Raw genomic sequence first — 26,754 nt, 5'->3', positions numbered from 1 at the left:
AAAACGCCTTAACATCTAAGCCTGATAACCATGTCCAAGCGATTACCACCCCTTAATGCATTACGTGTTTTTGATGCTGCGGCGCGCCATTTAAGTTTCACGCGCGCGGCAGATGAGTTATTTGTGACGCAGGCCGCAGTAAGCCACCAAATCAAGTCTCTCGAGGATTTTCTGGGGCTCAAATTGTTTCGTCGGCGTAATCGTTCTCTGCTATTAACCGAGGAAGGGCAGAGTTATTTTCAGGATATTAAAGAGATATTTTCCCAACTGACCGAAGCGACGCGTAAACTCCAGGCCCGCAGTGCTAAAGGGGCGTTGACGGTCAGTTTGCTGCCCAGTTTTGCCATTCAATGGATGGTACCCCGCCTCTCTAGCTTTAACTCAGCTTATCCGGGAATCGACGTTCGAATCCAGGCTGTAGATCGCCAGGAAGACAAACTGGCGGATGACGTCGACGTGGCTATTTTTTATGGTCGCGGCAACTGGCCGGGATTGCGTGTTGAAAAATTGTACGCGGAATATCTGTTGCCGGTCTGTTCACCGTTATTATTAACCGGTGATAAGCCCTTGAAAACGCCAGCGGATTTGGCTCAGCACACCCTGTTGCACGATGCGTCTCGCCGGGACTGGCAAACTTATACGCGGCAATTGGGTCTTAACCTTAACGTTCAGCAGGGACCTATTTTTAGCCATAGCGCGATGGTGCTACAGGCGGCAATCCATGGACAGGGGATCGCACTGGCCAACAATGTGATGGCACAGTCCGAAATTGAAGCAGGCCGTCTGGTCTGCCCTTTTAATGATGTTCTGGTCAGTAAGAACGCGTTTTATCTGGTTTGTCATGACAGCCAGGCAGAACTGGGTAAAATAGCCGCCTTTCGACAGTGGATCCTGGCAAAAGCGGCAAGCGAGCAGGAAAAATTTCGTTTCCGCTACGAACAATAATTGTACGCGCGGTAAGCGCATGACTTTAGGGTACGCACATGACCAGCCGTTTCATGTTGATTTTCGCCGCAGTGAGCGGTTTTGTTTATGTTGCGCTGGGAGCATTCGGCGCACATGTTTTAAGTAAATCGATGGGCGTTGTTGAGATGGGCTGGATCCAAACCGGCCTCAACTATCAGGCATTCCATACGCTGGCGGTTCTGGGGCTGGCGGTGGCGATGCAGCGTCGTATCAGCATCTGGTTTTACTGGAGTAGTGTATTTCTGGCCCTGGGCACGGTGTTATTTAGCGGCAGTCTGTATTGCCTGGCGCTTTCGCATCTGCGCCTGTGGGCGTTTGTCACCCCTGTTGGCGGCGTCTGCTTCCTGGCAGGATGGGTGTTAATGTTTATTGGTGCAATCCGTCTGAAACGTAAGGGCGTTGTTCATGAATAAAGTTGTTTTACTGTGCCGCCCTGGTTTCGAGAAAGAGTGTGCCGCAGAAATTACCGACAAAGCCGGGCGCCGCGAGGTGTTTGGCTTTGCCCGCGTCAAAGAGAACGCGGGCTATGTCATTTTCGAATGTTATCAGCCTGAAGACGCAGACAAGCTGGCGCGTGAACTGCCGTTCAGCTCGCTCATCTTCGCCCGTCAGATGTTTGTGGTCGGCGAGTTATTACAGAATCTGCCGCCAGAAGATCGCATTACTCCGATCGTGGGGATGTTGCAGGGTGTCGTGGAGAAAGGCGGTGACTTACGCGTTGAAGTGGCTGACACCAACGAAAGCAAAGAGCTGATGAAGTTCTGCCGCAAATTCACCGTGCCGCTGCGTGCGGCGCTGCGTGAGGCGGGCATTCTGGTGAACTACGAGACGCCGAAGCGCCCGGTGGTGCATGTGTTCTTTATCGCGCCGGGCTGTTGCTATACCGGGTACTCTTACACAACCAATAATTCACCGTTTTATATGGGCATCCCGCGTCTCAAGTTCCCTTCTGATGCGCCGAGCCGCTCAACGCTGAAACTGGAAGAAGCTTTCCATGTGTTTATCCCGGCCGATGAGTGGGACGAGCGCCTGGCGAACGGTATGCACGCGGTGGATCTGGGGGCTTGCCCTGGCGGCTGGACCTATCAACTGGTCAAACGCAATATGTGGGTTGTCTCCGTGGATAATGGTCCGATGGCGCAAAGCCTGATGGATACCGGCCAGGTGACCTGGCTGCCGGAAGATGGCTTCCGCTACCGTCCAAACCGCAACAACATTTCGTGGATGGTCTGCGACATGGTGGAAAAACCAGCTAAAGTGGCCGCGCTGATGGCGCAATGGCTGGTTAACGGCTGGTGCCGTGAAACCATTTTTAATCTCAAGTTGCCAATGAAAAAGCGCTACGAAGAGGTGCAGCAGAACCTGGCGTATATTCAGGAACAGCTTCAGGCGCACGGCATCAATGCCGAGATCCAGGCGCGCCAGCTTTACCATGACCGCGAAGAGGTGACGGTTCACGTCCGTCGCTGGTGGGCTGCGGTGGGTGGGCGTCGCGACGAGCGCTAAGCGTTTCCCATATAACTGACCTGCCTGGCAGGTCAGTTTACTTTCCCGCTTTTACAGACTAAACGCCGGTTGATGGTTACCGGGAAAGACGCAACTGCTGTAAGTTGCCATCAATATGAATATCCGTTTGCAGGCGCGAGATATCGCGGCAGACAAAGGCCATCTCTTTATGCTCTTCGAGCTTCCTGCGCCACTTCTCCGGCACCTCATCCAGACGGGCATACAGACCCTCCAGATCCTGAAAGTCGGTCAGCAACTGGGCCGCGCTTTTCGGGCCAATCCCCGCGACCCCCGGTATTTTTGAACTGCTGATACCCGCAAGCCCCCAGTAGTCGGGGAGCTGTTGAGGTGAAACGCCGAACTCGCTGGCGATAAAGGGGGCATCCAGCCAGCGCTTTTGAAAATAGTCACGAATGCGGATGCCCGGCTCCAGAAGCTGGCAGTAGCCTTTATCCGTGGAGACAATGGTGGCCTGATGTCCTGCATTTGCTACTTTGCAGGCGAGCGTAGCGGCCAGATCGTCAGCTTCGTTACCCGGCGACACCCAACTTTGTACGCCGCGCTGGGCAAAAGCGGCACGCAGGTCCGGCATCTCATCATGCAGGGTTTCCGGCATTGGCGGCCTTCCGGCTTTGTAATCGGGCAGCATCTGGTGCCGCCAGCTTTGGTTGCGGGCCTCATCGTCAAACACGGCGACCGCGTGGGTAGGCTGGCTGTGGAGTATCAGCTGATCCAGCGCGTGCTGGCAGGTGTTGACGCAGGGCGAACCCTGAACCGCGTGAATACGTCGAATAAGGTTGAGTGCGTCAACAATAAGCAGATGGATAGCCACCGTTCCCTCCAGGCCATGATACAGGCGTTCAGGGTAACATTGACGGGGCTGGGAGACTATCCGCAGCACGGGATTCGGGAAGACGCCTCGCAAAACGAGGCGCCGGATGATTAATCGCAGGCGACGATTTTCATCGCCAGACCACCACGCGAGGTTTCGCGATATTTGGCATTCATATCCTTGCCCGTTTCGTACATTGTCTCGATAACTTTATCCAGGCAAACACGCGGCTCGCTGGTTCGGCGCAGCGCCATCCGCGCGGCGTTGACCGCTTTTACCGAGGCGATGGCGTTACGCTCGATGCAGGGCACCTGCACTTGTCCGGCCACAGGATCGCAGGTCAGGCCAAGGTTATGCTCCATGCCGATTTCTGCGGCGATACATACCTGGGCAGGGCTTCCACCGAGCAGTTCAGCCAGCCCGGCGGCGGCCATGGAGCAGGCGACGCCAACTTCGCCCTGGCAACCCACTTCCGCGCCGGAAATTGAGGCGTTCATTTTATAGAGCGAGCCAATGGCACTGGCGGTCAGCAGATAGCGCGCCAGCGAATTGGCGTTGACCTCACGGATAAACTTGTCGTAGTAGACCAGTACCGCCGGGACAATGCCGCAGGCACCGTTGGTTGGGGCCGTCACCACGCGCCCGCCTGCCGCGTTTTCTTCATTAACAGCCAGCGCGAACATGTTAATCCAGTCGACCACCGCCATCGGGTCGCTGGTGGTTTTATCGCTGCTTACCAGCAGACGGCGCAATGCCGCCGCCCGGCGCGGAACACGCAGTTTGCCTGGCAGCACACCTTCGGTGGTGATGCCGCGTTCAATTCCACCGCGCATGACGTCCCAGACGGCGGAAAGATGCGCCTCCAGCTCTGCCTTGCTGTGCAGCGCCAGCTCGTTTTGCATCATCAGGCCGGAAAGAGAGAGTCCGCTTTCGCGGCAGTGTTGTTGGAGGTCCGCAGCCGATTTGTACGGGTAAGGTACGGCGACAGGGGCGTCATTGCTCTGACCAAAGTGAGCTTCATCAACAATAAAGCCGCCGCCGATAGAGTAATAAGTCTGGCTGTACAGCACGTTTTCACCGTTCAGGGCGGTGATGCGCATCCCGTTTTCATGCAACGATAAATTATCTGCATGGAAATTCATGCACTTATCAACCGGGAACTCCACTTCATGGGCGCCGTTTGCCAGTAGCAGCCGTCCGTGGGTATTAACGTCCTGAATAAACTCAGGAATGGCGTCGATATCCACCGTGTCCGGCAGATTTCCCGCCAGCCCCATAATGATGGCGATATCCGTATGGTGACCTTTCCCGGTCAGTGAGAGGGAACCGTAAACGTCCACCACAACGCGGGTAACGTTTTGCAGCATGTCGCGTGCGATCAGGTCGTCCGTGAACTGCTTACCGGCTTTCATTGGCCCAACGGTGTGGGAGCTGGAAGGGCCAATACCGATTTTAAAAATATCGAATACGCTGATCATGATGCAGTATCCATGGCTAAAAAGATCAGGGAAAAGCGCCGCCGTGCTGACGGCGCTAAGGGATTAGCTGAACAGAGAGAAGAAGATGGCGGAGATAGCGATAAGACCCATTACAACAACAAAGATGTTGCTGATATGGCCGCTGTATTTACGCATAGCCGGTACTTTATGAATAGCGTACATCGGCATCAGGAACAGAATCATCGCGATAATCGGGCCGCCCATGGTTTCGATCATGCCGAGAATGCTCGGGTTCAGCGTCGCAACGGCCCAGGTGGTTACCAGCATAAACAGCGCGGTAATTTTGTTCAGTTTGTTGATTTCGATGGATTTACCTTTACCGCGCAGGGATTTAATCACCATCCCGTTAAAGCCTTCACGCGCACCCAGATAGTGGCCGAGGAAGGATTTGGTAATGGCGATAATCGCGATAATCGGTGCCATCCAGGCGATGATCGGTGCGTTAAAGTGGTTTGCCAGGTATGACAGAATGGAGATGTTCTGTGCTTTTGCCGCCGCCAGGTCTGCCGGGGAGAGGCTCAGCACACAACTGAACACGAAGAACATCACGGTCAGTACCATCATGATGTGCGCGTAAGAGAGAATGCGCGAACATTTACGTTCAGCTTCCACGCCATACTCTTCACGTTTTGCGACTGCGAAAGAGGAGATAATCGGCGAATGGTTAAAGGAGAAGACCATTACCGGAATCGCCAGCCACAGCGTCATCCACAGCCCGTTGCCTGACGCACTTGCGCTGCTCAAAGAGAGAGTATCCAGCGCGCTGGTGCTCCACTGTGGAATCAGGTACAGCGCCAGCATCATCAGTGCCACCACGAACGGGAACACCAGAATACTCATCGCTTTGACAATCATTTGCTCACCGAAACGTACGATGGTCATCATGCCGACGATCAGAATCAGCGACAGGATTGCGCGCGGCGGCGGGGTTAAGGCCAACTGGTGGGTCATAAAGCTTTCCACCGTATTGGTAATCGCCACGCTGTAGACCAACAGGATTGGGTAGATAGCAAAGAAATAGAGCAGGGTAATCAGCTTACCGGCGCCTTTGCCGAAATGTTCTTCTACAACTTCGGTGATGTCTTCCCCTGGGTTTTTACCTGAGAGGACGAAACGGGTCAGGCCGCGGTGGGCGAAGAAGGTCATTGGGAAGGCGAGAATCGCCATAATAATCAGCGGGATCATCCCACCTACGCCCGCGTTAATGGGCAGGAACAGAACCCCTGCGCCAATGGCGGTGCCATACAGTCCGAGCATCCACATGGTGTCCGTTTTACGCCATGCGCTTCGGGTCTCGATTGAAGCAACGGTGCCGGTTTGAGTCGTTTCCATCTAATATCTCCAGGGAAAGTAAATGCCGCTTTTTGGTCAAATCCAATGCCAAAGAACGCGGCGGTAATACGAAATTCTGCGCTTTTACGGTTTTTTTTATAATTTCATCTCGTAACTATTGGCGGGCGGCACGATACATTTATGTTATGGATGGATCAGTGATCCCGATCGCAAATGCAATAATCCACTTTTTATACGGTTATTGTTGGGGTAAAGCTCTGCGAACAGATCGCCGCATGAAATTTATGGGCGCGAAGGCTATCATTGGCGGGATTCACAAGCAAAGTATGTAAGTTAAAACGCGATAAAAGGCCTGCCTGATTTGCGTGTTTTAGCGTTTTATCAGCATTAATATAGGTTTTATGAATATTTATATATGGCGTCAGAGCGACGCAAACGATTGGCTGGCCAGGAAAAAGAGAGGGCGACATAGGCCGCCCTTATGGTTCAGGTGCAGATTTCGTAGCAAGGAATGTAGGCCGAGCCCGGCAGCTTCATACGGTGCTGAGCGACGAAGCCTTGCAGTAAATCATCCATACGACGCATCATGTCGCGGTCGCCATGGATTTTGTACGGGCCGTATTTTTCAATGGCCTGGATACCCATTTCCTTCACGTTACCGGTGACGATGCCCGAGAAGGCCCTGCGCAAATCGGCTGCCAGAACTTCCACGGGTTGGTCAGGATACAGTTTCAGGTTCGCCATGTTTTCGTGCGTCGGTTCGAACGGTACCTGCAGATCCGGCGCTATGCGAATTGACCAGTTGAAGCTGTAAGCATCGCCGGTTTCGCGACGATTCTCTTTCACCTGCGGCATGGCTTTTTTCATCAGGCGGGCCACTTCGGCAGCGTCGTTAATGACGATACGATAGTGGCGACGTGCGCTTTCCCCCAGCGTATTGACGATAAACTCATCCAGCACGCGGAAATAGTCGGCGCTCTCTTTCGGCCCGGTAAGGATCAGCGGCAACACCTGATCTTTGTTGGCCGGGTTCATCAAAATACCCAGCAGATAAAGCAGCTCTTCTGCTGTACCCACCCCACCCGGGAAGATAATGATGCCGTGGGCGATGCGGACAAAGGCTTCCAGACGTTTTTCAATGTCCGGCATGATGATCAGTTCGTTGACCAGCGGGTTAGGCGGCTCAGCAGCAATGATCGAGGGTTCGGTCATCCCGATAAAACGCCCGTCTTTATAGCGTTGCTGCGCGTGTCCCACCGCCGCGCCTTTCATCGGCGCTTCCATCGCACCTGGACCGCAACCGGTGCAGATGTTCAGTTCGCGCAAACCCAACTGGGTGCCGACGCGGCGCGCATACAGGTATTCCGTTTCGTTGATGGAGTGACCGCCCCAGCACACGACCATGTTCGGCGCTTCGCCAACGTGCAGCGCGCGGGCATTGCGCAAAATGGAGAAGACCAGGTTGGTGATATGAATTGAATCTTCAAGATTCAGATGCTGGAGTCGCCCGGCGCTGTGAATTTGTCCATTCACAAACAAAATATCGCGCAGGACGGCGAAGAGGTTTGCCTGCAACGCGCGAATAATACGCCCGTCGACAAACGCATCTTCTGGCGGGTTAATAAGCTCCAGTTTTACGCCGCGTTCACGGCGTAAAACGTTGATATCAAAACTTTCATAACGAGAGAGCAGCTCTTTGCTGTTATCAGTCAGACTTCCGGAGTTAAGTACTGCGAGTGAACAGTTACGAAACAGTTGATACAGGTCGCTACTGGCCGTGCGTTTCAGCATGTCGACTTCCAGTTGCGACAACATATCCATCGAGCCAAGCGGGCTAATATGTGTAATCAAGTGAACTCCTTACGGGATGAAAATTGTATCTTCCCTGATGATTACAATAGCCTCGGGTTATGACGTTTAACAACCTGCCGCGATGAATCTCCCTCGCAGATAGCAAAAAATTGTGTGTTTACTGGCGAACCAGACGCCCGGTTGCGGGAATAAACCGGGTATTTGTGCGCCACGGGTTGATATCCAGCCCACCACGTCGGGTGTAACGGGCGTAAACGCTTAAGCTTTCTGGCTGACAAAAACGCTGAATGTCGGTAAAGATGCGCTCGACGCACTGCTCATGGAATTCATTATGATGACGGAAGGAGACCAGATAACGCAGCAGCTTTTCCCGGTCGATTTTCGGACCACGATACTGGATTTGCACGGAGCCCCAGTCGGGTTGGTGGGTGATCAGACAGTTCGATTTGAGCAGATGGCTAACCAGCGTCTCTTCCACCACTTTGCCGCTCGCCGCGTTAGTCAACAGTGCCGCGTCGAAGTCGTAGTTATCAATCACGATATCCTGGTCATCGATGCAGGTGCCGTGGAAGTGGGCAATAGGCTGGCCTTCAATTTCATCGAGCCGGTATAGCGCGACGGAAACCTCGCCTTGTGCGCAGGCGCTAAGATCGCGCTCAAGCGTCTCACGTACCTCGTCCCAGCTCGCGAAACGGGTCTGGTTAAAACTGTTAAGGTAAAGTTTAAAACTTTTTGACTCCACCAGATTGATGCTGGCGTAGTTTAACTCCACATGGCCGACCGCCACCTGCGGCAGACCGTTGGCGTTAAGCCAGGAGAGTTCATAGAGCGTCCAGATATCTTCGCCCTGGAAGGGGAGAGTCTCTGCTTTTAATCCCAGCGGATCGCGGTTCAGGCTGCGGGGAACACCTTGCAGCAGGCTGGCGTCGTAGCGATCGCGGTAGTCGGTGGTTTTGCCAAGCGTCAGGCCAGACAGCGCCTGGTGGTTATCATAGGAAGACATGTTTCATCGCCATATTTACGGGTACACTAATAGGCAAAGTGTATCCTGGCTTAGATAAAGAGAGAAAGCGGTGGAAAAAGAGATAGCCCTTGCCCTGAAAGCGTTTACTACGCGCTATTGCGATGCATGGCAGCAGTCGTACGGTACCTGGCCGCAAAGTGAAGAGCTGTATGGCGTGCCTTCACCGTGCATTATCTCCTCGACCGATACCCTCGTCACGTGGCAGCCGCAGCCGTTTTTACCGGAGCAAAATGTAAACGCGATTGAACGCGCGCTGGATATTATGGTACAACCTGCGCTTCGCGTGTTTTACACCACACAATTTGCCGGGGATATGCAAGCGACCTTCCGTGGGGAAACGCTTACACTACTGCAAACCTGGAGCGCTGACGATTTCCAGCGAGTTCAGGAGAACCTGATTGGCCACCTGGTCACCCAGAAAAGACTTAAGCTTTCGCCTACACTTTTTATTGCTACTCTGGACAGCGACATTGATGTGATTTCGCTGTGTAACTTGAGCGGTGAAGTCATTAAAGAAACATTGGGCACCCGCCAGCGTACGGTTCTTTCCTCAGATCTTGCGGACTTCCTCAATCAACTTGAGCCTGTTCTGTAATCTTTATTGCTATTCCTCTTGTGAGAGATCTCTTACAAAGCTTGTGAGAGATCGCCTGCTTGCTTTCCTATGGTCTACGTCTCTTTATTAGTTTTTTATAATAAAATCAATAAATTGAAAATAATAACCTTAGTTAAATTATAGTTAGCAGGGGAAATATTTGCCTTAGGCGCACTTGTAAGACGAAGAGGAATGGGTAATTCTATCTGCGTCGACAAGGAGTCGCACACTGAAACGAACATCAGGATGATGTTGTTTCGAGACGGGATACACCAGGATGGTGCTTCACGGACAGGCTTCTGGATGAAGTAAAAGGGAAAATGCAGGAACGCATTAAAGGACACCTCCAGGAGGGAGAACGAGAGCCGGTCAGGATGTTCGGTGGATCAGGAAGATCAAGGACACGCTTTACGGATGAGGCTAATCCACATCGGGGTGGTGTGGGCAGGATGCGCTAGTTTAAGGATGAACAAGGGTCAGGAGACCCGCAGGAAAAGTTGTCAAGGATGAGCAGGGAGCACGAAAAGTAGCTGGATTGCTGCGAAACGAACCGGGAGCACTGTTTTTACAGTGCTCCCTTTTTTTATTTCTCGCTACAGATGCTATCCTGCGCGCCAGTTCGTTTGTTATCGAGGTTTTCATGACGCTTCCTTCCCGCGTGCGCCAGCAATTACAGCTTATCGAGGCGCTGTTACGTGAGCATAACCAATGGCAGTCCGTTGCGCCGGATGCCAGAGTGTTCAACAGTACTCAACCTTTCTGTATGGATACCCTCGAACCGTACGAGTGGCTGCAATGGGTGTTGATTCCCCGCATGCACGCCTTGCTGGACGGTGAGCATCCGCTGCCTGAATCCTTCGCCATTGCGCCTTACTATGAAATTGCGCTCGAGGCGACGCATCCCGCGCGTGATGTCATTCTTGTGCAATTGCAAGAGCTCGACGCGCTCTTCTCAAATGATGATGCCTGATGCTTGAGATTATCTATCAGGACGAATGGCTGGTTGCGGTGAATAAACCCTCAGGCTGGTTGGTACATCGAAGCTGGCTTGATCGGGATGAAAAAGTGGTGGTGATGCAAACCGTCCGCGACCAGATAGGCCAGCATGTCTTTACTGCGCATCGTCTCGACAGACCAACCTCCGGTGTATTGCTGATGGGGCTGTCGAGCGAGGCGGGGCGTCTTCTGGCGCAGCAATTTGAGCAGCACCAAATTCAGAAGCGCTACCATGCGATCGTGCGCGGCTGGCTGATGGACGAGGCGGTGCTGGATTATCCGCTGGTTGAAGAGCTGGATAAAATCGCGGACAAATTTGCCCGGGAAGATAAAGGCCCACAGCCAGCGGTGACGCATTATCGCGGGATGGCGGCGACCGAAATGCCGGTGGCGACCAGTAAATTTCCGACCACACGTTACGGCCTGGTGGAACTGCTCCCACAAACCGGGCGTAAGCATCAGCTCCGTCGCCATCTCGCCCATTTACGCCACCCGATTATCGGCGACAGCAAACACGGTGATTTGCGTCAGAACCGCAGTGCGGCAGAACATTTTGGCTGTAACCGACTGATGCTCCATGCAAGTCAGTTAACGCTCACTCACCCCTTTACCGGCGAACCGCTGACGCTGCATGCCGGGCTGGATGATGTCTGGATGCGGGCGTTGTCGCAGTTTGGCTGGCAGGGGCTTCTCCCTGACAATGAAAGGGTTGAGTTTGTCTCGCCGTGCGGTCAGGATGGCGGGATTCACATTTAACGCAAGGAGTGAGCACCATGGCGGAAGTCGGAATTTTCGTTGGCACCATGTACGGCAATGCGCTGCTGGTGGCCGAAGAGGCACAAACGATTCTGGGCGAACAGGGGCACAGCGCTACGGTATTTGAAGATCCGGAACCTGCGGACTGGGATGCTTATAAAGATAAGTATGCGCTGGTGGTGACATCAACGACCGGGCAGGGTGATTTGCCGGACAGTATTGTGCCGTTGTTTCAGTACATTCGTGACAAAATCGGCTATCAGCCAGCGCTGCGTTATTGTGTGATTGCCCTGGGCGACAGCACCTATACAAATTTCTGCGGTGGCGGAAAACAGTTTGACGCGTTATTGCAGGAACAAAGTGCGCAGCGCGTGGGAGACGTTTTGCTGATCGATGCCAGCGAGGATCCCGAGCCTGAGTCGGTTTCTAACCCGTGGGTGGAACACTGGGCGACATTGTTAAAATGAGGTTTTGCCCTCCCCCTACAGGAGGGCAACCCACTTATCTGGCGGTAAGCGGTAAAATAGCGACGCGGCACATTATGCGGCAACTGAATCGAGTAAGCATTGGGCGTTTGCCAGTAAAAACCCTCTTCTCCTGAGGGGTTAAAAGTGCATTTACACTGCGTCAAGCGATGCGTTTCACATTATTCAAAACAGGCTGACTTTTAACCAAATGTTAGCGCCTCAACTTTTCATTTCCGTGAGTTAGTCCCCATCCCCCTGGGCTTTTGCAAGAAACCTTCATGCCGTGACCACACAATGTTGTGTTGTTGCACGGTGAGTGTTCAGGTACCCCTTTTTATACTTTTCCCGCAAGTTAAAAAAACGCAGTACGCAGGGAATAGCGACCCGGCAGTAAAACTGCAAAAAACACAAATACATCATTCGGTTCACCCCTACAGGTTGTCCTGTTCCGGATGAATGTACATGAACATTTATGCTTCGGGAGTACAACAATGAGTACATTAAGCCAAGCAGCGAGCAGCGCTGAAAAGCGTACCAATGCTCGCTACTGGATAGTGGTGATGTTGTTTATCGTCACATCCTTCAACTACGGTGACCGCGCCACGCTGTCAATCGCCGGGTCAGAAATGGCCAAAGATATCGGCCTTGATCCAATCGGTATGGGTTATGTTTTCTCCGCGTTTTCCTGGGCCTATGTTATAGGGCAGATTCCGGGTGGGTGGCTGCTTGACCGCTTCGGTTCCAAACGTGTTTATTTCTGGTCCATTTTCATTTGGTCCCTGTTTACCCTGCTGCAAGGGTTTGTCGATGTATTCAGTGGCTTCGGTATCATCGTTGCGCTGTTCACCCTGCGCTTCCTGGTAGGGCTGGCCGAATCGCCATCCTTCCCTGGTAACAGTCGCATCGTCGCGGCCTGGTTCCCGGCACAGGAAAGGGGGACGGCAGTCGCGATTTTCAACTCCGCACAGTACTTCGCAACGGTAATTTTCGCCCCGATTATGGGTTGGTTAACCCATGAGGTGGGTTGGTCGCACGTGTTCTTCTTTATGGGTGGTCTGGGTATCGTTATCAGCTTCATTTGGCTGAAAGTGATTTACGAACCGAACCAGCATCCGAAGGTGAACAAGAAAGAGCTCGAATACATCGCAGAAGGCGGCGCACTGATCAACATGGATCAGAAAAGCGGGAAAGCGAAAGTCCCGTTCAGCGAAAAATGGGGTCAGATCAAGCAACTGCTTGGCTCCCGTATGATGATTGGTGTTTACCTGGGTCAGTATTGCATCAACGCCCTGACATACTTCTTTATCACCTGGTTCCCGGTTTACCTGGTTCAGGCTCGCGGTATGTCTATTTTGAAAGCGGGCTTTATCGCGTCCATCCCGGCAATTTGCGGCTTTGCGGGTGGGGTGCTCGGCGGGATTATCTCTGACTGGTTAATGCGTCGCACGGGTTCTCTGAATATTGCACGTAAAACACCCATCGTACTTGGCATGTTGCTCTCCATGGTGATGGTGTTCTGTAACTACACCGACGTTGAATGGATGATTATCGGTTTCATGTCCATGGCGTTCTTCGGTAAAGGCATCGGTGCGTTGGGCTGGGCTGTTATGGCCGACACGGCGCCGAAGGAAATCAGCGGTCTGAGCGGTGGTCTGTTCAATATGTTCGGTAACATCTCCGGTATCGTTACCCCGATTGCTATCGGTTACATCGTTGGGACTACAGGCTCGTTTAACGGCGCGCTGATCTACGTTGGTATCCATGCCCTGGTGGCAGTACTGAGCTACCTGGTATTGGTGGGAGATATCAAACGTATCGAATTGAAACCTGTCACAGGACGATAATTATGAGTACGCAAGCAAGCCCCGTCATTACAGATATGAAAGTCATTCCGGTTGCCGGTCATGACAGCATGTTAATGAACATTGGCGGTGCGCATAACGCTTATTTCACACGTAACATCGTGGTACTGACAGACAACGCCGGTAACACCGGCGTTGGCGAAGCACCGGGTGGGGAAGTGATTTACCAGACGCTGGTGGATGCTATTCCGATGGTGCTGGGGCAGGAGGTGGCGCGGCTGAACAAAGTAGTTCAGCGCGTTCATAAGGGTAATCAGGCGAGCGATTTCGATAATTTTGGCAAAGGCGCATGGACGTTTGAACTGCGCGTTAATGCCGTAGCCGCACTTGAAGCCGCACTGCTCGACCTGTTAGGTAAAGCGCTGAACGTGCCGGTCTGCGAGCTGCTGGGGCCGGGCAAACAGCGTGATGCCGTAACCGTCCTGGGGTATCTGTTCTATATCGGCGACCGCACCAAAACCGACCTGCCATACCTTGATAAAACCGACGGCAATCACGACTGGTACCGTCTGCGTCATCAGGAAGCGATGAACAGCGACGCGGTTGTGCGTCTGGCCGAGGCGTCTCAGGACCGTTACGGTTTTAAAGACTTCAAACTGAAAGGCGGCGTGCTGCCGGGCGAGCAGGAAATTGACGCGGTCCGCGCCCTGAAAAAACGCTTCCCGGATGCGCGTATCACCGTGGACCCGAATGGCGCCTGGCTACTTGATGAAGCCATTGAACTGTGCAAAGACCTCCAGGATGTATTGACCTACGCGGAAGATCCGTGTGGCGCAGAGCAGGGCTTCTCCGGGCGTGAAGTGATGGCGGAATTCCGTCGCGCCACCGGTCTGCCCGTTGCCACCAACATGATCGCCACTAACTGGCGTGAAATGGGCCACTCTGTAATGCTGAATGCGGTAGACATCCCTCTTGCGGACCCGCACTTCTGGACGCTCTCCGGGGCGGTACGTGTGGCGCAACTGTGTGATGACTGGGGTCTGACCTGGGGTTGCCACTCCAATAACCACTTCGATATTTCACTGGCGATGTTCACCCACGTTGGCGCGGCGGCGCCGGGTAATCCGACGGCCATCGATACCCACTGGATCTGGCAGGAAGGCGAGGCGCGCCTGACGAAACAGCCGCTGGAAATCAAAGGCGGGCAGATTGCGGTACCGGATGCGCCGGGGCTCGGCGTGGAGATTGACTGGGCGCAGATTGAAAAAGCCCATGCCATCTACAAAAGCCTGCCAGGCGGTGCGCGTAACGACGCTGGTCCGATGCAATACCTGATCCCCGGCTGGAAATTTGACAGAAAACGCCCGGTATTTGGACGTCAGTGACAGAGTAAAAGGATAAAATATGAGCGCTCAAAGTTCGACTCCTGTTGTTACGTCAGTGAAGGTCATCCCGGTCGCCGGGCATGACAGCATGCTGATGAACCTGAGCGGTGCGCATGCGCCGTTCTTCACCCGTAACATCGTTATCATCACCGACAACGCCGGCAACACCGGCGTCGGCGAAGTCCCCGGCGGCGAAAAAATCCGCCAGACTCTGGAAGACGCGACGCCGCTGATTATCGGCAAAACCCTCGGCGCCTACAAAAATGTCCTCAATGAGGTGCGCAGCGCCTTTGCTGACCGCGACGCCGCGGGCCGCGGCCTGCAGACTTTTGACCTGCGCACCACCATCCACGTGGTCACCGCCATTGAATCCGCGATGCTCGACCTGCTGGGCAAACACCTGGGCGTCAACGTCGCCTCCCTGCTCGGTGACGGCCAGCAGCGCAGCGAAGTGGAAATGCTCGGCTACCTTTTCTTCGTCGGCAACCGTAAGGCGACGCCGCTGCCCTATCAGAGCCAGCCGGATGACAAATGCGACTGGTACCGCCTGCGTCATGACGAGGCGATGACCCCGGATGCCGTGGTGCGTCTGGCGGAAGCCGCGTATGAAAAATACGGCTTCAATGACTTCAAACTGAAAGGCGGCGTGCTGGCCGGTGAAGAAGAAGCGGAATCCATTGTCGCCCTGGCGAAGCGCTTCCCGCAGGCCCGCGTCACCCTCGACCCGAACGGCGCCTGGTCCCTGAACGAAGCCATCAAAATCGGTAAGTACCTGAAAGGCTCGCTGGCCTATGCGGAAGACCCGTGTGGCGCGGAGCAGGGCTTCTCCGGGCGTGAAGTGATGGCGGAGTTCCGCCGTGCCACCGGCCTGCCGACCGCCACCAACATGATTGCCACCGACTGGCGTCAGATGGGGCACACGCTCTCCCTGCAGTCGGTGGATATCCCGCTGGCGGACCCGCACTTCTGGACCATGCAGGGCTCCGTGCGTGTGGCGCAGATGTGCCACGAGTTTGGCCTGACCTGGGGCTCCCACTCGAACAACCACTTCGACATCTCGCTGGCGATGTTCACCCACGTGGCGGCCGCGGCGCCGGGTAAAATCACCGCCATCGACACCCACTGGATCTGGCAGGAGGGCAACCAGCGTCTGACCCGAGAGCCGTTTGAGATTAAAGGCGGGATGGTGCAGGTGCCGACAACGCCGGGTCTGGGCGTGGAGCTGGATATGGATCAGGTGATGAAGGCGCACGAGCTGTATCAGAAACACGGTCTGGGCGCGCGCGACGATGCAATGGGGATGCAGTACCTTATCCCCGGCTGGACGTTCGACAACAAACGTCCTTGCATGGTGCGTTAATGGAATTGCCAGCCCATGCCCGGGCTGGCATTTTCCAGAAGCTTCCGGGTATATGCTTGCGGCAGTGAATATGCGTAAGGATGGCTTATGAAAATAGTTATCGCACCTGACTCTTATAAAGAAAGTTTGAGTGCTCTGGATGTGGCGACCGCGATTGAAAGCGGGTTTCGCGAAATTTTCCCGACGGCTGAATATGTAAAATTGCCGGTTGCGGATGGCGGAGAAGGGACGGTTGAAGCCATGGTTGCCGCGACCTGCGGGCGCATCGTTTCGGTTACAGTCAAAGGCCCGCTTGGCGAACACGTCGACGGATTTTATGGCCTGTCAGGCGACGAAAAATGTGCGTTTATCGAGATGGCGGCGGCCAGCGGCCTTGAACTGGTGCCACCCGCGCAACGCGATCCGCTTGTCACCACCTCATGGGGAACCGGCGAGCTGATTCGCCATGCGCTGGACGCAGGCGTAAAGCATATCATCATCGGGATTGGCGGCAGCGCCACCAACGACGGTGGAGCGGGGATGGTGCAGGCGCTGGGGGCGAAATTGCTGGATAACGAAGACCAGCAGATTGGCCCGGGCGGTGCGGCACTGGAAACGCTCGCCAGGATCGATATTCGTGAGCTGGACAAACGTCTTGCGCAGTGCCGCATTGAAGTGGCCTGCGATGTGACTAACCCGCTGACGGGTAAAGAGGGAGCTTCGGCAATCTTCGGTCCGCAAAAAGGCGCGACACCGAAAATGATCGCCCGGCTGGATCAGGCGCTGGGGCACTATGCGAAGATCATTGCCCGCGATCTGGATCAGGATGTGCTGAACCTTGCAGGAGGTGGCGCGGCAGGGGGAATGGGTGCTGCGCTGTACGCATTCTGCGGCGCGGAACTGCGTCAGGGCATTGAAATCGTGACCGATGCGTTAGCGCTGGATAAACATGTTGCTGATGCCGACCTGGTGATCACTGGCGAAGGTCGTATTGATAGCCAGACGGTGCACGGCAAAGTGCCGGTCGGCGTTGCGAAAGTGGCGAAACGCTATAACGTGCCGGTTATTGGCATTGCGGGTAGTTTGACGGCGGATGTGGGTGTTGTGCACGATCACGGTATTGATGCGGTTTTCAGCGTGATTTATAAGATTTGTACGCTGGAAGATGCGCTGACCAACGCCGGTGAAAACGTGCGTATGACCGCGCGTAACGTGGCGGCTGTACTGAAAATTGGGCAGGGCAGATAAAACGCTTTGTCCTGGTTATTACCCTCTCTTGTGGGAGAGGGTATCAGGATTATCCCATCATTTTACGGGCATCGCGGGTGACGTTGTCCATCTCATCAAGCAGTTCCAGAAACTCCGGTTCCAGTTCCTCAGCAGGCACACCGCTGCGTAACTGATGCTCAATAAGCTGACAGAGGTTTTTCAGCCGCGGTACGCCGCTGTAACCACAGCTTCCGTGTAGCTTGTGAATCAGATCCAGCAACCCTTCTGGCGCCTCGCCAACCAGTTGTTCTTCCACTTTGTTGCGAATCTCAGGCAGGAAAGCCACCAGCATTTGCAGCATCTCGCGCGCCAGATCCGGTTTTCCCGCCGCCTGACGCAGCGCCAGTTGCCAGTCCAGCGTCACGTCCGCCGGCACGTCGGGTTCGACAGGCTCCGGCGCTGCAACAACATTACTGGCCAGCGCGCCGGGCTTGTAGCGCAGCAGCAAATTGTAAAGCTTGTCTTCTTCAATCGGCTTTGCCAGATAGTCATTCATGCCTGCGCTCAGCAGCTTCTCTTTCTGCCCCGCCATAGCATGGGCAGTCACCGCAATCACCGGCGTTTGCTGTTGATGCGGAAGCTGGTGAATCAACTCACAGGCGCGGATACCGTCCATGCCTGGCATCTGAATATCCATCAAAATGAGATCGAACTGCATCTGCCTGGCCCTTTCCACCGCCTGAGGTCCGCTGTCGCACAATTCAACCTGTTGCACCTGATCTTCCAGCAGCGCGCCGATCAATTTCAGGTTGGCAGGGTTGTCATCCACCGCCATCACCGTCATCGGCAGCTTGCTCATATCTACCGAGTCCATCTGACGGGTTGAACAGCAATACTCTGTCAGGGCGGGCAGCAGTCGCGTTGAGGTTAACGGTTTGAGCAGACAAGCCGCCGCGCCATCTTGTTTCAGCGCTTCGGCGTTAATCTGGGCGTGGCAGGGCAGCGCCAGCAGCAGATGATCGGTCATCGCCGCGGCGGCAGCGAGTTTCTCATGCTGCATGGTCAGCGGTTCATGGAAGGTGACCGGAACAGACAACAGCAGAATGTCATAGTGATCCGGCGGCAGCGCTGAGAACGACGGACTGTAAATTACCTCAAGTGGTGTGGTGCTCAGTACATCCAGCGTGCTTTGTGCCGCGGCGGCGTTCGGTTCGATATAGGCAAGGCGTTTACCCGCCAGACAACCGGTAACAGGGCCTTCGGAAACCGCGTTCGGGTTCAGGTCCAGGTTGATATGGAACCAGAAGGTAGAACCGCGATTAGGCTGGCTGTGGAAGGAGATGTCGCCGCCCATTTCGTTGACCAGCCGCTGGGTGATAACCAGCCCCAGGCCGGTACCACCGTGGCGACGTGAAATACTGGCATCGGCCTGGCGGAATGCCTGGAACAGGCGCGACTGATCCCGCTCCGGAATACCAATCCCGGTATCGCGGATTTGCACCTCAATTTGCACTTTATTGTTACTTATCGAGCGCCGTTCAACGTGGATATCGATATTACCGTTTTCGGTGAATTTGATGGCATTGCCCACCAGATTGGTGATCACCTGTTGCAGGCGCAGCGGGTCGCCAATGACGTTATCCGGCACATCATTTTTGATATTTAGCGTCAGCTCCAGTCCCTTATCGTGAGCGGAGTGCGCCAGCAACGTCACCACATCATCCAGCGCGCTGCGTAACGGGAATGGGATACTCTCCAGAATCAGTTTCCCGGCTTCAAGTTTCGAAAAATCGAGCACATCGTTGATGATAGCCAGCAGGTTGTTGGCCGAACGTTCGATGGTCAGCATATGGTCGCGCTGTGTGGGATTCAGCTCCGATTTCAGCGTCAGGCGGGTAAAACCGATAACCCCGTTAAGCGGCGTACGCAGCTCGTGCGACATATTAGCCAGAAACTCAGATTTAATACGCGCCGCTTCCTGGGCGCGCTTTTTCGCCAGGTCCAGTTCAACGTTCTGGATCTCCATCTGCTCCAGGGTTTCGCGCAGATCCGAGGTGGACTGATCGATATTGTGCTGCATCTCTTCGTGATAGGCCGCCAGCGACATTGCCATCGAGTTAATGCCGTTCTTAAGCATGTCCAGCTCGCCGAGCATAAACCCCTCCACCCGGCTGTCCAGTTGGCCGCGGCGGATACGGTCAACCGTGTTAACCATATTGCGAATCGGCCCGGTGACATCGCGCATGAGTCGCCAGCCGAAAATGAGCGCAATACCGATACAGAACAAAATCATCAGGCTTGAGATGAAAATTTCTTTGTACTGTTGCAGACGAACGGATTTGAGATCCAGTTCCAGCGCCACATACCCCAGCATATTACCGGCGGGCTTGGCGTCGGATATGGCGGACTCATCCGGCGAGTAACCCTCCGAGATGATTGGCGTGCGCAGGATCATCAGGTCTCCCTTACGCGTTACGCTTAATCGCCGGGGGAGTGCAGACCCGTCTGCGAGGCGTAACTCACCCGGATCGAGCTGAAAATTTGAGGTGACGAACAGATGATTTTGCTCATCGTAAATGGAAATGCCGCGCACGATTTCGGAATGGCGACGGTGCAATACGCTAATCAGTTGCCCAATAGCCTCACGGTCCTGCAACGTCATGCTGTATTCGCTGGAGACGGCGAGCGGTTCAATGATACTGGCACCTGCGTCTTCCAGTTGACGCTGTAAGTCGTTATAGCGGTGAACGACGAAGAAGATACTCAACAGCACACCGATCAATACGGTCGGGGCGAGGATCAGGATCATCATGCGCGCACGCAGGCTGTAGTTGGTCATGGGGTTCCGTTATGGGAGAATGTGGTCATTATCTGTAATTGAGAAAATTCTCGGCAATGGCGCAATTCTACTCTGCAAAACGGCGCGTGACGACGCGTCAGATCATAACTGTCACAGTAAACGACCTCGATCCCTTTGGGCAGGGGGTTGCGCGACATAATGGTAAGGCGTTGTTTATCCCCGGATTGTTGCCGCAAGAAACGGCGGAAATTACCCTGATTGAAGACAAGCGACAGTTTGCACGCGGTGAAGTAAAACGCCGTCTGAACGACAGTCCTGACCGTGTTGCGCCGGTATGTCCTCATTTCGGGGTCTGCGGCGGCTGCCAGCAGCAGCATGCGAGCGTGGCCCTGCAACAGCGCAGTAAAAGCGCCGCCCTTGCCCGTTTAATGAAGCACGATGTCGAAGAGGTTATCTGCGCGTCGCCCTGGGCCTATCGGCGTCGGGCGCGCCTGAGTCTAAGCTGGCAGCCTAAAACTCAGCGTCTGGAGATGGGGTTTCGTAAGGCAAATGCCAGCGACATCATTAACGTCTCACGTTGCCCGGTCCTGGTGCCCCGTCTTGAGGCATTACTTGCGCCCTTGCACACCTGTCTGGCGAGCCTAAAAGCGGTGCGCCATTTGGGGCATGTTGAACTGGTGTTGGCGGATAATGGTCCGCTGATGGTTTTGCGCCATACCGCGCCGCTGAGTGCTGCTGACCGGGAAAAACTGGAACGCTTTTCGCATTCCGAGGGACTGGCGCTTTTTCTGGCGCCCGAAAGCGAGATACTTGAACAGGTTACAGGAGAATCTCCCTGGTATAACTCTGACGGGCTACGCTTAACGTTCAGCCCGCGGGATTTTATTCAGGTCAATGACGGCGTAAATCAGCAAATGGTTGCCCGTGCGCTGGCATGGCTGGATGTGCAGCCGGACGAGCGCGTACTGGATCTTTTCTGTGGAATGGGCAATTTTACCTTGCCGCTGGCAAAAAGGGCGGCAAGCGTGGTGGGTGTTGAAGGGGTTGGCGAACTGGTCGCGAAAGGGCGTGAAAATGCCCGACAAAATGGTTTGCAGAACGTGACCTTTTTTCACGAAAATCTGGAAGAAGATGTCACAAAGCAGCCGTGGGCGCGTCAGGGTTTTGATAAAATACTTCTTGATCCCGCGCGTGCGGGTGCCGCTGGTGTTATGCAATACATTGTAAAATTAGCGCCCGGCAAAGTAGTGTATGTTTCCTGTAATCCGGCGACGCTCGCGCGTGACAGCGAAGCGTTAGTCAATGCGGGTTACCAGATTAAGCGGCTGGCGATGCTGGATATGTTCCCGCACACTGGGCATCTGGAATCCATGGTGTTATTCGAGCACAAGTGATTAATTTCGGCTTGTCGAGTTCGACAGGCTCGGTCCCTTAAAGGAGAGGACAATGGTTGCGGTAAGAAGTGCGCATTTGAACAAAGCGGGTGAATTCGATCCTAAGAAGTGGATCGCCAGTCTGGGTATCTCCAGCCAGCCGTCGTGTGAACGCTTAGCCGAAACCTGGGAATATTGTCTGCGACAAACACAGGGACATCCTCACGCCGATCTGCTGTTATGGCGCGGTGTTGAGATGGTGGAAATCCTCTCCATGCTCAGTATGGATCTCGATACGCTGCGAGCGGCGCTGCTGTTCCCGCTGGCAGATGCCGATGTCGTCAGTGAAGATACCCTGCGTGAAAGCGTGGGCAAATCGATTGTCGAGCTTATCCATGGCGTCCGGGATATGGCGGCTATTCGGCAGTTGAAAGCCACCCATACCGATTCCGTCTCCTCTGAGCAGGTGGATAACGTGCGGCGTATGCTGCTGGCGATGGTGGACGATTTCCGCTGTGTCGTCATCAAGATTGCCGAACGTATTGCCCATCTGCGTGAAGTGAAAGAAGCGCCGGAAGACGAACGCGTGCTGGCGGCGAAAGAGTGTACAAACATCTACGCGCCGCTGGCCAACCGCTTAGGGATCGGCCAGCTCAAATGGGAACTGGAAGATTACTGCTTCCGCTATCTGCATCCGGCGGAATACAAACGCATCGCCAAATTGCTGCATGAGCGCCGTATCGACCGCGAACACTACATCGAAGAGTTTGTTGGGCACCTGCGTTCAGAAATGAAAGAAGAGGGCGTAAAAGCCGAGGTTTATGGCCGTCCCAAGCATATCTACAGCATCTGGCGCAAAATGCAGAAGAAGCATCTCGCCTTCGATGAACTGTTTGATGTCCGGGCGGTGCGCATCGTTGCCGAGCGTCTGCAGGATTGCTATGCCGCGCTCGGTATCGTCCACACCCATTATCGCCACCTGCCGGATGAGTTCGATGATTATGTCGCGAATCCGAAACCGAACGGCTACCAGTCTATCCATACGGTAGTTTTAGGGCCGGGGGGCAAAACCGTAGAAATCCAGATTCGTACCCGGCAGATGCATGAAGACGCCGAGCTGGGCGTGGCCGCGCACTGGAAGTACAAAGAGGGCGCAACGACAGGCACCAACAGCGGCGGGCGTGGTTATGAAGACCGCATCGCGTGGCTGCGTAAACTGATTGCCTGGCAAGAAGAGATGGCCGATTCGGGCGAAATGCTCGACGAGGTACGCAGCCAGGTGTTCGACGATCGGGTCTATGTGTTTACGCCGAAAGGCGATGTGGTGGACTTGCCTGCCGGCTCCACGCCGCTCGACTTCGCTTACCATATCCACAGCGATGTGGGGCACCGTTGCATTGGGGCGAAAATCAGCGGACGTATCGTACCGTTCACCTATCAGTTGCAGATGGGCGATCAGATAGAAATCATCACCCAGAAGCAGCCGAACCCGAGTCGTGACTGGCTGAACCCGAACCTGGGGTACGTTACTACCAGCCGTGGCCGTTCCAAAATCCACGCCTGGTTCCGTAAGCAGGATCGGGATAAAAACGTCCTGGCAGGGCGTCAGATTCTTGATGACGAGCTGGCACATCTCGGTATCAGCCTGAAAGAGGCGGAAAAACAGCTACTGCCGCGTTACAACTTTAACGATCTGGAAGAACTGCTGGCGGCGATTGGCGGCGGCGATATACGCCTCAACCAGATGGTCAACTTCCTGCAGTCGCAGTTCAACAAGCCGAGCGCGGAAGAGCAGGATGCCGCGGCACTGAAACAGTTGCAGCAGAAAACCTACGCGCCGCAAAACCGTAGCAAAGATAATGGCCGGGTAGTGGTGGAAGGGGTGGGTAACCTGATGCATCACATTGCACGCTGCTGCCAGCCGATCCCCGGTGATGACATTGTTGGTTTTATCACCCAGGGCCGTGGGATTTCTATTCACCGGGCGGACTGCGACCAACTCGAAGAGCTGCGCACCCACGCGCCTGAGCGCATCGTCGATGCAGTGTGGGGGGAAAGCTACTCGGCAGGTTACTCGCTGGTGGTGCGTGTGACCGCCAACGATCGCAGCGGATTGCTGCGCGATATCACGACCATTCTCGCTAACGAGAAAGTTAACGTTCTGGGCGTCGCCAGCCGCAGTGATACCAAAGAGCAACTGGCCACTATCGATATGAATATTGAAATCTACAACCTGCAGGTGCTGGGCCGTGTGCTTGGTAAACTGAACCAGGTGCCGGACGTTATCGACGCGCGTCGATTGCACGGCGGTTAAATCCACTCTTCTGTAGGCCGGGTAAGGCGACGCCGCCACCCGGCATTTTTTTTCATCAGGACAGAACTATGACTCAAATCACCCGCCTGCTGGGCATCATGCAACGTCTGCGCGACCCGGAAAATGGCTGTCCGTGGGATAAAGAACAGACCTTTGCCACCATCGCACCCTATACCCTGGAAGAGACGTATGAAGTGCTGGATGCTATTTCCCGTGAGGATTTCGACGATTTACGCGGCGAATTAGGCGATTTACTGTTCCAGGTGGTGTTTTATGCACAAATGGCCCAGGAGCAAAATCTGTTCAACTTCGACGATGTGTGTGCGGCCATCAGTGACAAGCTGGAGCGCCGTCATCCGCATATTTTTGGTGACGCGCAGGCGGAAAACAGCAGTGAAGTGCTGGCCCGCTGGGAGCAGATTAAAAGCGCTGAACGCGCCGAAAAGTCACAGCATTCCGCGCTCGATGACATTCCTCATAGCCTCCCGGCATTGATGCGTGCCCACAAAATCCAGAAGCGCTGCGCAACCGTGGGCTTTGACTGGACCTCTCTGGGGCCGGTGCTGGACAAAGTCTACGAAGAAATCGACGAAGTGATGGATGAGGCAAAACAGGCTGTCGTGGATGAGGCGAAACTGGAAGAAGAGATGGGTGATTTGTTGTTCGCAACGGTCAATCTTTCGCGTCATTTGGGGGTAAAAGCGGAAGTCGCCTTGCAAAAAGCGAACCTGAAATTTGAACGTCGTTTCCGCGAAGTTGAGCGGATCGTTGCCGCTCGCGGCCTGGAAATGAGCGGAATCGACCTGGAAGCGATGGAAGAGGTATGGCAGCAGGTAAAACGCCAGGAAACTGATATCTAAAGATATTGTGCTTTCAAGTGCGATTTGTATGATTTTTTAAATAACAAGCGCTTGATTTACGTCAAAATCATTTTGCTGAAAGTGGCTATTTTCTCACTCCTTATTACAGGTGAGGTTAGGGATAAGGGGTGAGAATGAAAGTTTGTGAGGCACGCCCTGTTCAGGTATACTACTTTCCCGTCCTGGTTATTCCATCGTTTCACCCTAACTTCTCAGGTTCAGCATGACAACGAACTATATTTTTGTGACCGGCGGGGTCGTATCCTCTCTGGGTAAAGGCATTGCCGCAGCCTCCCTCGCAGCCATTCTTGAAGCCCGTGGCCTCAATGTGACCATGATGAAACTGGATCCGTATATTAACGTCGATCCGGGTACCATGAGCCCAATCCAACACGGGGAAGTGTTCGTTACCGAAGACGGCGCTGAAACCGATCTGGACCTGGGTCACTATGAGCGTTTCATCCGCACCAAGATGACCCGTCGTAACAACTTCACGACTGGCCGTATCTATTCCGAAGTGCTGCGCAAAGAGCGCCGTGGCGACTACCTGGGCGCGACCGTTCAGGTTATTCCGCACATCACCAATGCTATCAAAGAGCGCATCATCGAAGGCGGTGAAGGCCATGACGTGGTGCTGGTGGAAATCGGCGGTACCGTAGGCGATATCGAATCGCTGCCGTTCCTCGAAGCGATTCGCCAGATGGCCGTTGAAGTGGGTCGCGAACGCACACTGTATATGCACCTGACGCTGGTGCCTTACATGGCCGCTTCGGGTGAAGTCAAAACCAAGCCGACTCAGCACTCAGTAAAAGAGCTGCTTTCTATCGGTATTCAGCCTGACATTCTGATTTGTCGTTCCGATCGTGCTGTGCCGGCAAACGAGCGTGCAAAGATTGCTTTGTTCTGTAATGTTCCGGAAAAGGCGGTTATCTCCCTTAAAGACGTCGATTCCATTTATAAAATTCCGGGCCTGTTGAAATCGCAGGGGCTGGACGATTATATTTGTAAACGATTCAGCTTGAACTGCCCGGAAGCAAATCTGGCCGAATGGGAACAGGTTATTTACCAGCAGGCGAACCCGGTAGACGAAGTCACCATCGGTATGGTCGGTAAGTACATTGAACTGCCGGATGCCTATAAGTCAGTTATCGAAGCGCTGAAACACGGTGGCCTGAAAAATCGTGTTACCGTCAACATCAAACTGATCGATTCGCAAGATGTTGAAACACGTGGTGTCGAAATTCTGAAAGGTCTGGATGCTATCCTGATCCCTGGCGGTTTCGGTTATCGCGGTGTGGAAGGTAAGATCGCCACTGCACGCTACGCGCGTGAAAACAATATTCCTTATCTGGGCATCTGCCTGGGGATGCAGGTTGCGCTGATCGAGTTTGCTCGCAACGTTGCAGGTATGGAGAACGCCAACTCGACGGAATTTGTGCCAGACTGTAAGTACCCGGTTGTGGCGCTCATTACCGAATGGCGTGATGAAGAAGGCAAGATTGAAGTACGTTCGGAAAAGAGCGATCTCGGTGGCACCATGCGCCTCGGCGCACAGCAGTGCCAGCTTGGCGACGACAGCCTGGTCCGTCAACTGTATGGCGAGCCGACCATTGTCGAACGCCATCGCCATCGCTATGAAGTGAACAATCTGCTGTTGAAACAAATTGAAGCTGCGGGTCTGCGTGTTGCAGGCCGTTCCGGCGATGATCAGTTGGTCGAGATCATCGAGGTGCCAAATCATCCGTGGTTTGTCGCTTGTCAGTTCCACCCGGAATTTACTTCTACGCCGCGTGACGGGCACCCACTGTTTGCAGGCTTCGTGAAAGCCGCCAGTGAGTACCAGAAGCGTCAGGCGAAGTAAGAGTTAGAACGGCAGTGCACCCAAATGGGTGCACTGTTTGTCTGGAGTTTTAGTTTAACTTGTAC

Annotated in this window: 21 protein-coding genes; 15 read left to right on the top strand and 6 right to left on the bottom strand. The window is 54.3% G+C overall.

The genetic code is table 11. From position 1 onward, the window contains the following. Window positions 1-30 precede the first annotated feature (30 nt). The 3 genes from gcvA to rlmM are packed head-to-tail and all read left to right on the top strand — an operon-like array spanning window position 31 to window position 2,472. The gene (gene gcvA, locus ABIB59_RS12165; protein WP_039077091.1) at window positions 31-945 is read left to right on the top strand and encodes a glycine cleavage system transcriptional regulator GcvA; all 915 of its coding nucleotides are present in this window, start codon (window positions 31-33) and stop codon (window positions 943-945) included. 38 nt (window positions 946-983) lie between these two features. After that, on the top strand, window positions 984-1,379 hold the full coding sequence (locus ABIB59_RS12160; RefSeq protein ID WP_039077090.1) for a DUF423 domain-containing protein: 396 nt from the start codon (window positions 984-986) through the stop codon (window positions 1,377-1,379). Then, window positions 1,372-2,472, top strand: a complete 1,101-nt coding sequence (rlmM, locus tag ABIB59_RS12155) for a 23S rRNA (cytidine(2498)-2'-O)-methyltransferase RlmM (RefSeq protein ID WP_079498499.1) — start codon at window positions 1,372-1,374, stop codon at window positions 2,470-2,472. Before ABIB59_RS12160 ends, rlmM begins: the two co-directional genes overlap by 8 nt. Window positions 2,473-2,548: 76 nt before the next feature. Here rlmM and xni read toward each other — a convergent pair whose 3' ends face one another. From xni to queF, 5 genes are all read right to left on the bottom strand, one after another. Further along, window positions 2,549-3,304 (bottom strand): flap endonuclease Xni, encoded by a 756-nt coding sequence (xni, locus tag ABIB59_RS12150; protein WP_354035606.1) that lies wholly within the window; start codon window positions 3,302-3,304, stop codon window positions 2,549-2,551. Between the two features lie 110 nt (window positions 3,305-3,414). Next, window positions 3,415-4,782: an L-serine ammonia-lyase gene (locus ABIB59_RS12145; protein WP_354035604.1), complete on the bottom strand. Its 1,368-nt coding sequence runs from the start codon at window positions 4,780-4,782 to the stop codon at window positions 3,415-3,417. A gap of 63 nt (window positions 4,783-4,845) precedes the next feature. Further along, entirely contained in the window at window positions 4,846-6,135 is a 1,290-nt protein-coding gene (locus ABIB59_RS12140) for an HAAAP family serine/threonine permease (protein WP_354035602.1), read from the bottom strand. A gap of 447 nt (window positions 6,136-6,582) precedes the next feature. Continuing rightward, on the bottom strand, window positions 6,583-7,947 hold the full coding sequence (ppnN, locus tag ABIB59_RS12135) for a nucleotide 5'-monophosphate nucleosidase PpnN (RefSeq protein WP_039077085.1): 1,365 nt from the start codon (window positions 7,945-7,947) through the stop codon (window positions 6,583-6,585). A 118-nt stretch (window positions 7,948-8,065) separates the two neighbouring features. Further along, complete coding sequence (gene queF / locus ABIB59_RS12130; RefSeq protein ID WP_039077084.1) at window positions 8,066-8,911, bottom strand: NADPH-dependent 7-cyano-7-deazaguanine reductase QueF; 846 nt, start codon at window positions 8,909-8,911, stop codon at window positions 8,066-8,068. A gap of 70 nt (window positions 8,912-8,981) precedes the next feature. Here queF and syd point away from each other — a divergent pair, with 70 nt between their 5' ends. The 8 genes from syd (at window position 8,982) to ABIB59_RS12090 (ending at window position 17,520) form a co-directional block, all read left to right on the top strand. Beyond that, the gene (gene syd / locus ABIB59_RS12125) at window positions 8,982-9,527 is read left to right on the top strand and encodes a SecY-interacting protein (RefSeq protein WP_039077083.1); all 546 of its coding nucleotides are present in this window, start codon (window positions 8,982-8,984) and stop codon (window positions 9,525-9,527) included. A 640-nt stretch (window positions 9,528-10,167) separates the two neighbouring features. After that, the gene (locus ABIB59_RS12120) at window positions 10,168-10,497 is read left to right on the top strand and encodes a YqcC family protein (RefSeq protein ID WP_354035599.1); all 330 of its coding nucleotides are present in this window, start codon (window positions 10,168-10,170) and stop codon (window positions 10,495-10,497) included. After that, window positions 10,497-11,279 carry a tRNA pseudouridine(65) synthase TruC gene (truC, locus tag ABIB59_RS12115; RefSeq protein WP_039077082.1) on the top strand — a complete coding sequence of 261 codons (783 nt, stop codon included), beginning with the start codon at window positions 10,497-10,499 and terminating at the stop codon, window positions 11,277-11,279. The genes ABIB59_RS12120 and truC overlap by 1 nt, the downstream gene beginning before the upstream one ends. A gap of 17 nt (window positions 11,280-11,296) precedes the next feature. Beyond that, the gene (locus ABIB59_RS12110; protein WP_039077081.1) at window positions 11,297-11,746 is read left to right on the top strand and encodes a flavodoxin; all 450 of its coding nucleotides are present in this window, start codon (window positions 11,297-11,299) and stop codon (window positions 11,744-11,746) included. A 491-nt stretch (window positions 11,747-12,237) separates the two neighbouring features. Continuing rightward, window positions 12,238-13,590: an MFS transporter gene (locus ABIB59_RS12105; protein WP_039077080.1), complete on the top strand. Its 1,353-nt coding sequence runs from the start codon at window positions 12,238-12,240 to the stop codon at window positions 13,588-13,590. A gap of 2 nt (window positions 13,591-13,592) precedes the next feature. After that, the gene (locus tag ABIB59_RS12100; protein WP_354035596.1) at window positions 13,593-14,933 is read left to right on the top strand and encodes an enolase C-terminal domain-like protein; all 1,341 of its coding nucleotides are present in this window, start codon (window positions 13,593-13,595) and stop codon (window positions 14,931-14,933) included. Between the two features lie 19 nt (window positions 14,934-14,952). Next, entirely contained in the window at window positions 14,953-16,293 is a 1,341-nt protein-coding gene (gene gudD / locus ABIB59_RS12095) for a glucarate dehydratase (protein ID WP_354035594.1), read from the top strand. Window positions 16,294-16,380: 87 nt separating this feature from the next. Beyond that, the gene (locus tag ABIB59_RS12090) at window positions 16,381-17,520 is read left to right on the top strand and encodes a glycerate kinase (protein ID WP_039077706.1); all 1,140 of its coding nucleotides are present in this window, start codon (window positions 16,381-16,383) and stop codon (window positions 17,518-17,520) included. 49 nt (window positions 17,521-17,569) lie between these two features. Here ABIB59_RS12090 and barA read toward each other — a convergent pair whose 3' ends face one another. Beyond that, the gene (gene barA, locus ABIB59_RS12085) at window positions 17,570-20,320 is read right to left on the bottom strand and encodes a two-component sensor histidine kinase BarA (RefSeq protein WP_039077705.1); all 2,751 of its coding nucleotides are present in this window, start codon (window positions 20,318-20,320) and stop codon (window positions 17,570-17,572) included. 56 nt (window positions 20,321-20,376) lie between these two features. Between barA and rlmD the strand changes: the two genes are divergently transcribed. The 4 genes from rlmD (at window position 20,377) to pyrG (ending at window position 26,689) form a co-directional block, all read left to right on the top strand. Further along, the gene (gene rlmD, locus ABIB59_RS12080) at window positions 20,377-21,675 is read left to right on the top strand and encodes a 23S rRNA (uracil(1939)-C(5))-methyltransferase RlmD (RefSeq protein WP_071193824.1); all 1,299 of its coding nucleotides are present in this window, start codon (window positions 20,377-20,379) and stop codon (window positions 21,673-21,675) included. A gap of 52 nt (window positions 21,676-21,727) precedes the next feature. After that, a complete protein-coding gene (gene relA, locus ABIB59_RS12075) occupies window positions 21,728-23,968 on the top strand; it encodes a GTP diphosphokinase (RefSeq protein WP_039077703.1) in 2,241 nt (746 codons plus the stop codon). Window positions 23,969-24,036: 68 nt separating this feature from the next. Then, window positions 24,037-24,828, top strand: a complete 792-nt coding sequence (gene mazG, locus ABIB59_RS12070; RefSeq protein WP_108700705.1) for a nucleoside triphosphate pyrophosphohydrolase — start codon at window positions 24,037-24,039, stop codon at window positions 24,826-24,828. 223 nt (window positions 24,829-25,051) lie between these two features. Next, the gene (gene pyrG / locus ABIB59_RS12065) at window positions 25,052-26,689 is read left to right on the top strand and encodes a glutamine hydrolyzing CTP synthase (RefSeq protein ID WP_039077701.1); all 1,638 of its coding nucleotides are present in this window, start codon (window positions 25,052-25,054) and stop codon (window positions 26,687-26,689) included. Window positions 26,690-26,754 lie beyond the last annotated feature (65 nt).

The organism is Citrobacter sp. UYEF32, assembly GCF_040546205.1.
Lineage (GTDB): Bacteria > Pseudomonadota > Gammaproteobacteria > Enterobacterales > Enterobacteriaceae > Phytobacter > Phytobacter diazotrophicus.
This window is presented reverse-complemented; position numbering and strand designations above follow the sequence as displayed.